Here is a 14,257-nt window from a genome sequence, read left to right as displayed (position 1 = left end):
AAATCTGGCTGGACCACTCGCCGGCGGACGCCCGGCGCACCATCGCGGCCGCTGGGCCCATCGCGACTAGACGCCGCCGCTGCCGCCCTTGCCGCCCGCTCCGCCGTCGCCGCCGGCGCCGCCGGTGCCACCGGCTGGTGCCTTACCACCGTCTCCGGCGCCACCGCCGCTGCCGGTGTCTCCCTTGCCGCCATTCCAGCCGGTGCCGCCGTTCCCACCACCACCGCCGGTGCCGCCATCGCCGCCGGTGCCGCCCGAGCCGGTGCCACTGCCGTTGCCGCCGGTGCCACCCTTGCCGCCGGTGGTGCCGGCGCCGCCAGCACCACCGGCTCCCGGGGGCACTCCGGGCTCGGCGTCGCCGCCATTGCCGCCGGTGCCGCCGATACCGCCGGCCCCACCGGTGCCGCCGTTGCCATTGCCTCCCGCGCCGGCGTTGCCGCCGTTGCCGCCATTGCCGGCCGCACCGCCGCTGCCGCCGGTGCCGCCGTCGCCGCCGGATCCGCCGACCCGGGGGTCGCCGAGGCCGCCGGTGCCGCCGGTGCCGCCGGTGCCGCCGGCGCCCCCGTCCCCGCCGCCGGTGCCGCCGGTGCCGCCATCGCCGCCATTGCCGGCCGCACCGCCGGTGCCGCCGGCGCCGCCGACCTCGCCGCCCTCGCCGCCGGTACCGCCGTTGCCGCCGTTGCCGCCATCGCCGCCAGTGCCGCCGCCAAGGCTGCCGATGCCCGCGCCGCCGGTGCCGCCGGTGCCGCCGTTGCCGCCGGTGCCCCCGTTGCCGCCGGGGTCGTCAGTGAGTGGGCCGTGGCCGCCGATGGCCCCGTTGCCGCCATCGCCGCCGGCGCCGCCTTGCCCGCCGGTGCCGTTGGCGCCAGCGGTCAAGCCACCGCCGCCGGCCCCGGCCCCGCCGCCGAAGCCACCGTCGCCGCCGTTGCCACCGTCACCGCCCGCCTGCGCAGTCATGTTTGCGGTGTTATCTGCTCCGTTGCCGCCGTTACCGCCGTCACCGCCGGTGCCACCGCTGCCGCCGGTGCCGCCAGTACCGGTGAGGCCGCCGTCGCCGCCGGTGCCGCCCGTGCCCGCCGCGCCGCCGTTCCCGCCGGCACCGCCGTCGCCGCTGCCGGTGCCGCTGTTGCCGCCCATGCCGGCGTTGCCGCCGTTGCCGCCGCTGCCGCCGTTGCCGCCGTTGCCGCTGCCCGTCCCGGCACCGCCGTTGCCGCCCATGCCGGCGATGCCGCCGTTGCCGCCGTTGCCGCCGTTGCCGGTGCCGTTGCCGTTGCCGCCGTTGCCGGCGTCGCCGGCGTCGCCGCCAGCGCCGCCGTTGCCGCCGGTGCCGCCGCCGCTGCCCCCAGCGCCGCCGGCGCCACCGTTAGCACCACCACCACCGTTGCCGCCAGCGCCGCCGGTGCCATTGCCGGAATTACGGTTGCCGCCGTTACCGCCATTGCCACCTGTGCCGGCGTCGCCGCCGTCGCCGCCGCTGCCGCCGTCGGCTCCACCCTGCCCGCCGGCCCCACCACCGCCAGCGTTACCGCCTTGTCCACCGGAGCCGGCGGGGACCGTGCCACCGCCGACGGTGCGGTCGCCGCCGGTGCCGCCGGCACCGCCGTCGCCGCCGGCGCCACCCTGACCCCCGGTCCCGCCACCGGTGCCGCCTTGGCCGCCGGCGCCACCCTTTCCGGCGGCGCCGCCGTTACCGGCGGCCCCCGCGGTGCCCGCGGTGCCGCCGGTGATATTGCCGCCGTTGCCGCCGGTCCCGCCGGCACCGCCGGCACCACCTTGACCACCGGCACCGCCGCCGGCGCCGCCCTGGCCACCTTGTCCGCCGTCGCCGGCCGCCCCGCCGGTGCCGCCGGCGCCTCCGGTGCCGCCGGCGCCGCCGCTGCCGCCGTCGCCTCCGGTGCCGCCGGCGCCGCCGCTGCCGCCGTTGGTAGCTGAGGAGGCTGCGCCGGCGCCGCCGGTGCCGCCGGCACCGCCTTGGCCGCCGTTGCCAGCGGTGCCGTTAGCGCCGCCACCGGCGCCGCCAGCCCCGGCCGCCCCACCGGCACCACCGCTGCCGCCTTGACCTCCTTGCCCGCCGTTGCCGCCGGGACTGGTGTTGGGCCCGCTGCCGCCGGCGCCGCCCGCACCGCCGACTTCGCCGTCCGCGCCGTTGCCGCCCTTGCCGCCGCCGACGCCACCGATACCGTCGCCGCCGGCGCCACCACTGCCGCCTCTGCCGCCGGTGCCGCCGTTGCCGCCGGCCGAGCCGGTGCCGGCCCCACCGTTGCTGCCAGCCGTGGCGGCCCCGGCAGCGCCGCCGTTGCCGCCGTCGCCGCCGGTACCGTTGGCGCCGACGGTACCGCCGTTGCTGCCCGCGGCACCACCGGCACCGGCGTTTCCGCCCTTTCCGCCAATCCCACCGTTTCCGCCGCTATTTCCGCTACCACCGGCGTCTCCGCCAGCGCCGCCGATGGCGCCGTTGCCGCCGTTGCCGCCGGTACCTCCGGTCCCGCCGCCGACGCCGTCGATGCCGCTACCGCCAGCACCGCCGGTTCCACCGTTGCCGCCGGCCGCGCCGGTTCCGCCATGCCCGCCGTCGCCAGCGCCGGTTGCGCCGGAGATGCCGACGGCACCAGCCGCGCCATCTCCGCCGTCGCCGCCATTGCCAGCGATACCGTTGGCGCCCGGAGTGGCACCGGCGCCGCCCGCGCCCGCGTCTCCGCCCTTTCCGCCGCTGCCGCCCGCGCCGCCGCTGTTGCCGGCGGTGCTGCTGGTGACGCCTGCTCCACCGTCGCCGCCTTTGCCGCCATTGCCGCCCGCCCCGCCAGCCCCGGCGGTGCCGCCGTTGGCGGCGCCGCCGTCACCGCCGGTTCCGCCGGCGCCACCACTACCACCGGTGCCGCCGGACGCGCCGGTGCCTACGGGGCCGGTTGTGCCGGCAGCGCCAATGCCGCCGTTGCCGCCCTTACCCCCATCGCCGCCGGTCCCCGCCGTGCCAGGAGCGGAGCCGGTACCGGCCTTGCCGGCGTCGCCGCCGTTGCCGCCTTTACCGCCGGCACCACCGCTGCTGCCTGCGAGTGCACCGTCGCCGCCGGTGCCGCCTTTGCCGCCGGTGCCGCCGTTGCCGCCGTTGCCGCCGTTGCCTTGTTGGCCGCCGGTGCCGGTGCCGGCGGCTCCGCCGGTTCCGCCGGTTCCGCCGGCCCCGCCGGCCCCGCCGGCCCCGCCTGTGGTGCCGGCGGCGGCGGTGGTGGTGTTGTCTGCGCCGTTTCCGCCGTTGCCGCCGACCCCGCCGTCACCGCCGTTGCCGGCGTTGCCGTCGGCGCCTTGGGGTGAAGCCGGTGCCGCCGGCGCCGGCGTTGCCGCCGGTGCCGCCGGTGCCGCCTTGGCCGCCGTCTTGGGCGGCTAGCAGCGGGTCGAGGCTGTTCATGCCGGCCCCGCCGGTGCCGCCTTTGCCGCCGGTGCCGCCGTTGCCGCCGTTGCCGCCGTTGCCTTGTTGGCCGCCGGTGCCGGTGCCGGCGGCTCCGCCGGTTCCGCCGGCCCCGCCGGCCCCGCCGGCCCCGCCTGTGGTGCCGGCGGCGGCGGTGGTGGTGTTGTCTGCGCCGTTTCCGCCGTTGCCGCCGACCCCGCCGTCACCGCCGTTGCCGGCGTTGCCGTCGGCGCCTTGGGTGAAGCCGGTGCCGCCGGCGCCGGCGTTGCCGCCGGTGCCGCCGGTGCCGCCTTGGCCGCCGTCTTGGGCGGCTAGCAGCGGGTCGAGGCTGTTCATGCCGGCCCCGCCGGTGCCGCCTTTGCCGCCGGTGCCGCCGTTGCCGCCGTTGCCGCCGTTGCCTTGGCTGGCACCGCTCCCGCCGCCGTTACCGCCGTCACCGCCGGCGCCGCCAGCAAAGCCAGTGCTACCCATCGCGCCGGAGCCTGCGGGGGCGTCGGCGCCGGCACTGCCGGCCCCGCCGTTGCCGCCGGTGCCGCCGGCACCACCTTTGCCGCTAGCACCGGCCACGCCGCTATGGCTCAACAACTGGCCGGCACCCCCGGCGCCACCGTTGCCGGGGGCGCCGCCGTCACCGCCGGTGCCGCCGCTGCCACCGGTACCACCCAGGCCGGCCATCGTGCCGTCGAAGCCGTCACCGCCGCCACCGCCATCGCCGCCGTAGCCGCCGGCTCCGCCGGTGCCGCCGCGCCCGAACAGCAGGGCGGCTTGACCCCCGGCGCCGCCGTTGCCGCCGGCCCCGCCGGCCCCGCCGGCGCCGCCACCGTTGACACCGGCACCGCCCGCGCCGCCAGTGCCACCGTGCCCGCCGGCGCCGGCGCCCATTAACAGGCCGCCACGCCCGCCGGTCCCGCCGTCGCCGCCGGTGCCCCCAGAGCCGCCACCTGCAGTACCGGTGCTGCCGGCGCCACCGTTGCCGCCACCCCCGGCTGTGCCCAAGAGCCACCCGGGATTCCCGCCGTTGCCGCCGTGGCCGCCGCCAGTACCGCCGTCACCGTCACCGCCGAGGCCGCCGTTGCCGCCGTTGCCGAGCAGCCACCCGCCGTTGCCGCCGTGCCCGCCGTTGCCACCACCGATTCCGCCGGCGCCGCCGGTACCACCACCGCCGAGCAGCCACGCGGCGTTGCCACCGGTGCCGCCCGCTCCGCCGCCGGTTCCGCCCGCTCCGCCGATACCGCCGTTGCCGAGCAGCCACCCGCCGTTCCCGCCAGCGCCGCCGCTGCCGCCACCGATTCCGCCAGCGCCGCCATGTCCGCCGTTGCCGAGCAGCCACCCGCCGTTGCCGCCGGGCCCGCCACCGATACCGCCGGTTCCCCCGTGGCCGAACAGCCACGCGTGCCCGCCGGCCCCGCCTGTTCCGCCGCCGATTCCCCCGGCGCCGCCGACTCCGCCGCGGCCGTATAGCCAACCGGCATTGCCGCCGTTTCCGCCGGGCGCGCCCGTCCCGCCGGCTCCGCCGCTCCCGCCGTTGCCCAGTAGCCCGGCAGACCCACCGGCACCGCCAGCCTGGCCGGGTGCACCGGGCGCGCCGTTGCCGCCGCTGCCAAACAGCAGCCCGCCGTCTCCGCCGGCCCCGCCCGGCGTCGTCGCGTTGGCCCCGTCTCCGATCAGCGGGCGCCCGAGCAGCGTCTGGGTCGGCGCGTTGATGAGGTTCAGTAGATTTTGCTCGACGTTGGTGGCCTCGGCCAACATGTACGAGGCCGCTCCGGTGCGCAACGTCTGCACGAACTGCTGGTGATACGCGGCAACTTGCGCACTGATCGCCTGATATTCCAGGCCGTACATACCAAACAGCGCCGCGATGCGCGCTGACACCTCATCGGCGCCCGCGGCCAGCACCTGCGTGGTCGCAGCCGCTGCCGCCTTGTTGGCGGCGCTGATTGTCGATCCCACGTTCGCTAGATCCCCGGCGGCGGCGGACACAACTTCGGGTGAGATCAACACGAACGACACGGACCAGCTCCAAACCGTCGGCGGATAGCATCACGACGCGGCTAAATTGATGCAGTTGTGTCGGGATCATAATTCAGCACCCGCCCAATACGTCCAAGCTTTCTCGTGAGTACCACCCGTGTAATTTGGGATGGGCAAAAAGGCGAAGCACCGCGTGGCCACGAACGCCGGGAGGGACAATCTCGGGCGGCTAGGGCTTCTCGCGGGAAGGCCCGAACGTACGGCGTTTCAACACGTCGCGTCGCCCTCCGACCGCGAACATTCGGGGATGGCAGCAACCTGGTAGCACCCTGGCCGGGCGATGATCTGCAGCGTCGCCGCGGGTAGTCGCCGCCCGGGCGGCTACAGTCTGAAACGCGATGACCATCGATGTGTGGATGCAGCATCCGACGCAACGGTTCCTACACGGCGATATGTTCGCCTCGCTGCGCCGGTGGACCGGTGGGTCTATCCCGGAGACCGACATCCCGATCGAAGCGACCGTCTCCTCGATGGACGCCGGCGGCGTCACCCTGGGTTTGCTCAGCGCCTGGCGTGGCCCCAACGGCCAGGACCTCATCTCTAATGACGCTGTTGCGGAATGGGTCCGGTTGTACCCCAACCGTTTTGCCGGTCTGGCGGCGGTCGACCTGGATCGCCCGATGGCGGCCGTCCGGGAGTTGAGGCGCCGAGTCGGTGAGGGGTTCGTCGGCCTGCGGGTGGTGCCTTGGCTATGGGGCGCCCCGCCGACCGACCGCCGCTACTATCCGTTGTTCGCCGAATGCGTGCAGTCCGCGGTGCCGTTCTGCACCCAGGTTGGTCACACCGGCCCGCTGCGGCCGTCGGAGACCGGACGCCCCATTCCCTACATCGACCAGGTGGCGTTGGACTTTCCGGAACTGGTGATCGTGTGCGGACATGTCGGCTATCCGTGGACCGAGGAGATGGTCGCGGTCGCCCGCAAACACGAGAATGTCTACATCGACACCTCGGCCTACACCATCAAGCGGCTGCCCGGGAAGCTGGTGCGGTTCATGAAAACCGACACGGGACAGCGCAAGGTGCTGTTTGGTACCAATTACCCGATGATCGCCCACACGCACGCCCTGACCGGTCTTGACGAACTGGGGCTAAGCGACGAAGCTCGTCGCGACTTTCTGCACGGCAACGCTGTGCGGGTATTCAAGCTGGACCCACGAGGAAAGGTGCAGACGTGAACGGTGCTCAGGCCCTGATCAACACCCTGGTCGACGGGGGTGTCGATGTGTGCTTCGCCAACCCTGGCACGTCGGAAATGCATTTCGTGGCGGCGCTAGACGCCGTCCCGCGCATGCGTGGCATGCTGACCCTGTTCGAAGGCGTGGCTACCGGGGCCGCCGACGGTTATGCCCGCATTGCTGGCCGGCCGGCGGCGGTGCTGCTGCATCTGGGCCCCGGACTGGGCAACGGCCTGGCCAACCTGCACAACGCGCGCCGTGCCCGGGTGCCGATGGTGGTGGTTGTCGGAGACCACGCGACTTACCACAAGAAGTACGACGCCCCGCTGGAATCCGATATCGATGCGGTCGCTGGCACCGTTTCGGGATGGGTGCGCCGGACGGAGGCTGCCGCCGACGTCGGGGCCGACGCTGAAGCGGCCATTGCGGCCAGCCGGTCAGGTTCACAGATCGCGACGCTGATTCTGCCCGCGGATGTGTGTTGGAGCGACGGTGCCCACGCGGCCGCGGGCGTGCCGGCTCAGGCGGCGGCGGCGCCAGTGGACGTGGGGCCGGTGGCTGGGGTGCTGCGCTCAGGGGAACCCGCCATGATGCTGATCGGTGGGGATGCCACCCGCGGGCCGGGGCTGACCGCGGCTGCGCGGATCGTGCAGGCAACCGGGGCCCGTTGGTTATGCGAGACGTTTCCGACGTGCCTGGAACGTGGCGCCGGTATCCCCGCCGTCGAACGGCTGGCCTATTTCGCTGAAGGTGCCGCGGCCCAGCTGGACGGGGTCAAACATCTCGTGCTGGCCGGGGCCAGGTCGCCGGTGTCGTTTTTCGCCTACCCGGGTATGCCCAGTGACCTGGTGCCGGCCGGTTGTGAGGTGCACGTGCTTGCCGAACCCGGTGGTGCGGCCGACGCACTGGCCGCGTTGGCCGACGAGGTAGCGCCCGGGACGGTTGCCCCGGTGGCGGGCGCGTCACGTCCGCAGCTGCCGACGGGTGACCTGACGTCGGTGTCGGCGGCCGATGTGGTCGGTGCGTTGCTGCCGGAACGGGCGATTGTTGTCGACGAGTCGAATACTTGTGGTGTCCTGCTGCCGCAGGCCACCGCCGGGGCCCCGGCCCATGACTGGCTTACGCTGACCGGCGGGGCAATCGGTTACGGCATCCCGGCTGCGGTCGGTGCCGCGGTCGCCGCGCCCGACCGCCCGGTGTTGTGCCTGGAATCCGACGGGTCGGCAATGTACACGATTTCAGGATTGTGGAGCCAAGCGCGGGAGAACCTCGACGTCACCACCGTCATCTACAACAACGGCGCCTACGACATTCTGCGGATCGAGCTGCAACGTGTCGGCGCGGGGTCGGATCCTGGCCCGAAGGCCCTGGATCTCCTTGATATATCGCGTCCCACAATGGATTTCGTCAAGATCGCCGAAGGTATGGGTGTTCCTGCACGTCGTGTCACCACCTGCGAGGAATTCGCCGACGCCCTGCGCGCGGCCTTCGCCGAGCCCGGGCCGCATCTGATCGATGTAGTGGTGCCATCGCTTGTGGGGTAGTGCTCCCCCGTCGTGCATAAGCCCGCGAGGACAGCTGGTTGTGCTGGGGATGCGATGGCCCGGGTGTTATCGGTCGGACGGCCATCGCCAGCCTGTGCTGCCAACGGGCCATGGGTAGCCGCCCAGCGTTGTCGGGTGGCTGCTGGCGCTTTGGGCTGCCGTTAGCTTAGCTGCCGTCGGTGCCGGGGCTGCCGCCGTTGCCGTCGTCGCCGTCGGTGCCGCCGCCGGCGCCGGAGCCGCCCAAGCCGCCGGCGCCAGCGCCGCCACCGAAGCCGCCGGGTGCGCCGTTGCCGCCGTCGCCGCCGTTGCCGCCATCACCGCCGTTACCGCCGTTACCGACGCCGGTGGCAGAGCCGCCGTTGCCGCCGGCGCCGGCATCTCCACCGTCGCCGCCGGTCCCCTCGGTGCCACTGCCGGTGGGCGTTCCCCCGGCACCGCCGGCTCCGCCGTTGCCGCCGCCTCCGCCGAGGCCGCCGTTGCCGTTGGTGCCGCCTGTGCCACCGCCCCCGCCGAGCCCGCCGGCTCCGCCGTTGCCGCCGGCCCCGCCGGCCCCGCCGTTGCCGCCGTCACCGCTGGCGGCGCTGGCTAGCCCGGTGCTGTTCAGGCCGCCTTTGCCGCCTTGGCCGCCGTGGCCGCCGGCACCACCTTGGCCGCCGTCAATGCTGGGGTCCCCGTCGGCGCCGGCGCCGCCGGCGCCCCCGGCCCCGCCGGTGCCGCCGATCCCGCCGTCGCCGGGAACACCGGCGCCGAATCCGGCGTTGCCGCCGGCCCCGCCGATGCCGCCTTGGCCGCCGTCACCGCCTTGGCCGCCGGCGCCGCCCTCGCTCGCCACGCCTGTCGTTCCGTTCTGGCCGTCACCACCGGCCCCGCCGGTGCCGCCGGTGCCGCCGGCCCCGTTGATGCCGCCGGCGCCGGCGTTGCCGCCGACCCCGCCTTGGCCGCCTTGGCCGCCGGCGAAGCCGTTGCCGTCTTGGGAGAGGGCGCCGCTGTCGCCGGCCCCGCCGTCGCCGCCGCGGCCGCCGGCCCCGCCGATACCGGCGTTGCCCGCGGTTCCGCCGGTGTTGGCCAGGCCGCCGACGCCGGCGTCGCCGCCGGTCCCGCCGGTGCCGCCGGACCCGCCGATAAAGCCGTCGCCGTCGCCGCCGTTGCCGCCGGCCCCGCCGGCCCCGCCGTTGCCGCCGTCACCGCTGGCGGCGCTGGCTAGCCCGGTGCTGTTCAGGCCGCCTTTGCCGCCTTGGCCGCCGTGGCCGCCGGCACCACCTTGGCCGCCGTCAATGCTGGGGTCCCCGTCGGCGCCGGCGCCGCCGGCGCCCCCGGCCCCGCCGGTGCCGCCGATCCCGCCGTCGCCGGGAACACCGGCGCCGAATCCGGCGTTGCCGCCGGCCCCGCCGATGCCGCCTTGGCCGCCGTCACCGCCTTGGCCGCCGGCGCCGCCCTCGCTCGCCACGCCTGTCGTTCCGTTCTGGCCGTCACCACCGGCCCCGCCGGTGCCGCCGGTGCCGCCGGCCCCGTTGATGCCGCCGGCGCCGGCGTTGCCGCCGACCCCGCCTTGGCCGCCTTGGCCGCCGGCGAAGCCGTTGCCGTCTTGGGAGAGGGCGCCGCTGTCGCCGGCCCCGCCGTCGCCGCCGCGGCCGCCGGCCCCGCCGATACCGGCGTTGCCCGCGGTTCCGCCGGTGTTGGCCAGGCCGCCGACGCCGGCGTCGCCGCCGGTCCCGCCGGTGCCGCCGGACCCGCCGATAAAGCCGTCGCCGTCGCCGCCGTTGCCGCCGGCCCCGCCGGCCCCGCCGTTGCCGCCGTCACCGCTGGCGGCGCTGGCTAGCCCGGTGCTGTTCAGGCCGCCTTTGCCGCCTTGGCCGCCGTGGCCGCCGGCACCACCTTGGCCGCCGTCAATGCTGGGGTCCCCGTCGGCGCCGGCGCCGCCGGCGCCCCCGGCCCCGCCGGTGCCGCCGATCCCGCCGTCGCCGGGAACACCGGCGCCGAATCCGGCGTTGCCGCCGTCCCCGCCGTCGCCGGGAACACCGGCGCCGAATCCGGCGTTGCCGCCGTCCCCGCCGATGCCGCCTTGGCCGCCGTCACCGCCGTCGGGTCCGCCGATCAGGGTCGCCGGGGCGCCGTCACCACCGGCCCCGCCGGTGCCGCCGGCCCCGCCGGCCCCGTTGATGCCGCCGGCGCCGGCGCTGCCGCCGGCCCCGCCTTGGCCGCCTTGGCCGCCGTCAAAGCCGGAGAGGCCCAGGCCGAGACCGCTGGCTCCCTCGCCGCCGTCACCGCCAACACCGCCGTTTCCGCCGCCGCCGGCCTTACCCGCGGCCCCGCCGAAGCCGCCGCCACCACCAGAGCCCGCATCGCCGCCGTCCCCGCCGGTGCCGCCGGAGCCGCCGACGCCCAGGGTTCCCGCACCACCGGCGCCGCCTTTGCCGCCGGTGCCGCCGTTGCCGCCGGCGCCGCCGTTGGCGTTGATCGAGGTGGTGCTTGCCCCGCCCAGGCCGCCTTGGCCGCCTTGGCCGCCGGCACCACCCTGGCCGCCGTTGAAATTGTTGTCGCCGGCCCCGCCAGCACCGCCGGCGCCCCCGTTGCCGCCATTGCCCGCGGCGCCGCCGTCGCCGGCCTTGGCTGTCAGGCCGACGCCCGCGTTGCCGCCGTTGCCGGCGGCGCCACCGGCCCCACCGTCACCGCCGACCCCGCCGTTGTCGCCGAGACCTGCGGCACCGGTTGCGCCGTCCCCGCCGTCGCCGCCGTTGCCGCCGGCCCCGCCGGCCCCGTTGATGCCGCCGGCGCCGGCGCTGCCGCCGGCCCCGCCTTGGCCGCCTTGGCCGCCGTCAAAGCCGGAGAGGCCCAGGCCGAGACCGCTGGCCCCATCGCCGCCGTCACCGCCGCGGCCGCCGTTTCCGCCGCCGCCGGCCTTACCCGCGGCCCCGCCGAAGCCGCCGCCACCACCAGAGCCCGCATCGCCGCCGTCCCCGCCGGTGCCGCCGGAGCCGCCGACGCCCAGGGTTCCCGCACCACCGGCGCCGCCTTTGCCGCCGGTGCCGCCGTTGCCGCCGGCGCCGCCGTTGGCGTTGATCGAGGTGGTGCTTGCCCCGCCCAGGCCGCCTTGGCCGCCTTGGCCGCCGGCACCACCCTGGCCGCCGTTGAAATTGTTGTCGCCGGCCCCGCCAGCACCGCCGGCGCCCCCGTTGCCGCCATTGCCCGCGGCGCCGCCGTCGCCGGCCTTGGCTGTCAGGCCGACGCCCGCGTTGCCGCCGTTGCCGGCGGCGCCACCGGCCCCACCGTCACCGCCGACCCCGCCGTTGTCGCCGAGACCTGCGGCACCGGTTGCGCCGTCCCCGCCGTCGCCGCCGTTGCCGCCGGCCCCGCCGGCCCCGTTGATGCCGCCGGCGCCGGCGCTGCCGCCGGCCCCGCCTTGGCCGCCTTGGCCGCCGTCAAAGCCGGAGAGGCCCAGGCCGAGACCGCTGGCCCCATCGCCGCCGTCACCGCCGCGGCCGCCGGCCCCGCCGATGCCTGCACTACCGGTGGCGCCGACAACGCCGCCGGTGCCGCCGGTACCGGTCGCCCCGCCGGCCCCGCCGGCGCCGGCCGCGCCACCTGTGCCGCCGGCGCCACCGGCGAAACCAGCACCGGTGGGGTTGTCCGCGCCGGACCCGCCGGCACCTCCGGTGCCGCCCTTGCCGCCTGCACCGCCGGCGCCGCCGGAGCCGTTGGTGCCGCCCACACCGCTGTTGCCGCCCGCTCCGCCTTCTCCGCCGGCGCCGCCGGCGAACCCGGCGCCACCGGTAGCGCTGCTGCCAGCGGCCGCAGCCGCACCTGCACCACCAGCACCACCGACACCACCCGTACCGCCGGTACCGCCGATCCCGGCGTTACCGACGCTGCCCACCGCGCCGCCGGTGCCGCCGGTACCGATGGCGCCACCGGCCCCGCCGGCTCCGGCCGCTCCGCCGGTGCCGCCGGTGCCGCCGGCGCCGCCGATGCCGGTGGGGTTATCGGCGCCGGCCCCGCCAGCGCCCCCGGCGCCGCCTTGTCCGCCGGTGCCGCCAGCGCCACCAGAGCCGTTGGTGCCGCCGGCACCGCTGCTACCGCCCTGCCCGCCGGCCCCGCCGGCGCCGCCTTTCCCGCCGGTGCCGCCGGTGCCGCCGATGCCGGTGGGGTTGTCGGCGCCGACACCGCCAGCACCACCGGCGCCGCCCGCGCCGCCGGTGCCGCCTTGCCCGCCGGAGCCGTTGGTGCCGCCAACCCCGGTGTTGCCGCCGGCCCCGCCGGCCCCGCCGGCTCCACCGGAAAACCCGGTGCCGCCGGTGGCACCGGTAGCGGTCGCATCCGTGCCGGCGCTGCCCGCGCCGCCGGCGCCGCCTTGGCCGCCGGTGCCGCCGATACCGGCCTTGCCCGCGGCGCCGACAACCCCGCCGGTTCCTCCGGTGCCGGCGGCCCCGCCGGCCCCGCCGGCGCCGGCGTTACCGCCAGTCCCACCCGCGCCGCCGTCGGCGCCAATCCCGCTGGCATTATCAGCACCGGAGCCACCCATGCCGCCGGCGCCGCCTTGGCCGCCGGTGCCGCCGGCACCACCGGAGCCGTTGATGCCGCCGGCAATGGCGTTGCCGCCCTGGCCGCCGACGCCGCCGGCCCCGCCAGCGAACCCGGTACCACCGGTTAGACCTGTGCTGGCGGGGGCGTCGGCGCCGGCCGCTCCGGCACCGCCAGCCCCACCCTGGCCGCCGGTGCCGCCAACCCCAACGGCACCCGCCGCGCCTCCGGCGCTGAAGAGCTGGCCCGCGGCACCACCGGCCCCGCCGAGGCCAGCCACGCCGCCGACACCGCCCTTACCACCAGTGCCACCGACACCCCCCAGAACGCCATCTCCGCCGGCCCCGCCGGTGCCGCCTTGTCCGCCGGCGCCGCCGAGGCCGCCCTGTCCGCCAGCGCCCAGCAGCAGTGCGCCGCGACCGCCGGCGCCACCGGCGCCGCCGGTACCGCCCGTCCCGCCGGTACCACCCAACGCGCCACCATCGCTGCCGGCACCACCTGCCCCGCCTTGCCCGCCGGCCCCGCCGGCCCCGCCGGGTGCCAGCCATCCGCCGTCGCCGCCGACTCCGCCGTGTCCGCCGGTCCCGCCGGTAGCACCGGGCCCGCCGTCGGTGCCCGCCCCACCCGCACCGCCGGCGCCGAACAGCAGCTCGGCGCGGCCGCCGGCCCCGCCGGTGCCGCCACCGGCCCCACCGACACCGCCGGCCCCGCCGCCGCCCCAGATCAAACCACCGGGCCCGCCCGCCCCGCCGGTGCCGCCACCGGCCCCACCGACACCGCCGGCGCCGCCAACCCCGAACAGCCACCCACCGGCGCCGCCGGCACCGCCGGTGCCCCCACCGCTGCCGCCGGCCCCGCCGGGCCCGCCGTTGCCCCACAATCCGGCGGGCCCGCCAGGCCCGCCGGCCTGGCCGGGCGCCCCGGCTGCCCCGGCCCCGCCGTTGCCGAACAGCAGACCGCCGGCCCCGCCGGCCCCGCCGGGAGTCGTCGCATTGGCGCCGTCACCGATCAACGGGCGCCCCAGCAGCGCCTGGGTGGGCGCATTGATCACGCCCAGCACGATCTGCTCAGCGGCGGCGGCCTCGGCCGAGGCATATGCGCCCGCGCCGGTACTCAAGGCCTGCACAAACCGCTGGTGGTAGGCCGCCACCTGCGCACTAATCGCCTGGTACTCCAGGCCAAACCCGCCGAACAGCGCCGCAATACGGGCAGACACCTCATCGGCGCCCGCAGCCAGCACCTGCGTGGTCGCACTGGCTGCCGACGCGTTGGCCGCGCTAATCGACGAACCCAGATTCGTCAGATCCCCCGCGGCTGCTGTCACGAATTCCGGTGCGATCAACACGAACGACATGGGCGAACTCCCAACCGGACGGCGCGGCCACCGCGGCATAATTGACGCAGTAGTTAGGCCAGGATCTTATTCGTCACCCGCCCAACACGTCTACGTTTTCCAGTACCGCCACCTGCGCAATACGGGTCGAACGCCAAAACAGTTGCTCCACGTATCAGAACTCGAGCATAAGTCTCGACGAGTGCCGTGAAGCGTTGTGTAGCGCGAGTGGCGACACCACCTGAACGACGAG

The 14,257-nt window shown here is 76.7% G+C and carries 5 protein-coding genes; 2 read left to right on the top strand and 3 right to left on the bottom strand.

Annotated features, from left to right (window positions below; all coding sequences use genetic code 11):
* Positions 1-66 precede the first annotated feature (66 nt).
* Both PE_PGRS56 and PE_PGRS55 read right to left on the bottom strand, forming a co-directional pair.
* Entirely contained in the window at positions 67-1,218 is a 1,152-nt protein-coding gene (gene PE_PGRS56, locus Rv3512) for a PE-PGRS family protein PE_PGRS56 (RefSeq protein ID YP_177981.2), read from the bottom strand.
* Positions 1,219-3,268: 2,050 nt separating this feature from the next.
* Positions 3,269-5,413 carry a PE-PGRS family protein PE_PGRS55 gene (gene PE_PGRS55, locus Rv3511; RefSeq protein YP_177980.1) on the bottom strand — a complete coding sequence of 715 codons (2,145 nt, stop codon included), beginning with the start codon at positions 5,411-5,413 and terminating at the stop codon, positions 3,269-3,271.
* Positions 5,414-5,772: 359 nt separating this feature from the next.
* Between PE_PGRS55 and Rv3510c the strand changes: the two genes are divergently transcribed.
* Together Rv3510c and ilvX are read left to right on the top strand one after the other, a co-directional pair.
* Positions 5,773-6,609 carry a hypothetical protein gene (locus Rv3510c; protein NP_218027.1) on the top strand — a complete coding sequence of 279 codons (837 nt, stop codon included), beginning with the start codon at positions 5,773-5,775 and terminating at the stop codon, positions 6,607-6,609.
* Complete coding sequence (ilvX, locus tag Rv3509c) at positions 6,606-8,153, top strand: acetohydroxyacid synthase large subunit (protein ID NP_218026.1); 1,548 nt, start codon at positions 6,606-6,608, stop codon at positions 8,151-8,153. The genes Rv3510c and ilvX overlap by 4 nt, the downstream gene beginning before the upstream one ends.
* A 166-nt stretch (positions 8,154-8,319) precedes the next feature.
* On the opposite strand, the gene PE_PGRS54 is transcribed toward ilvX, so the two are convergent.
* Positions 8,320-14,025 carry a PE-PGRS family protein PE_PGRS54 gene (gene PE_PGRS54, locus Rv3508; RefSeq protein YP_177979.1) on the bottom strand — a complete coding sequence of 1,902 codons (5,706 nt, stop codon included), beginning with the start codon at positions 14,023-14,025 and terminating at the stop codon, positions 8,320-8,322.
* Positions 14,026-14,257: the final 232 nt, after the last annotated feature.

The organism is Mycobacterium tuberculosis H37Rv (assembly GCF_000195955.2).
Taxonomy (GTDB): Bacteria; Actinomycetota; Actinomycetes; order Mycobacteriales; family Mycobacteriaceae; genus Mycobacterium; species Mycobacterium tuberculosis.
The sequence above is the reverse complement of the archived record's forward strand: the minus strand, read 5'-3'. Positions and strand labels throughout refer to the sequence as shown.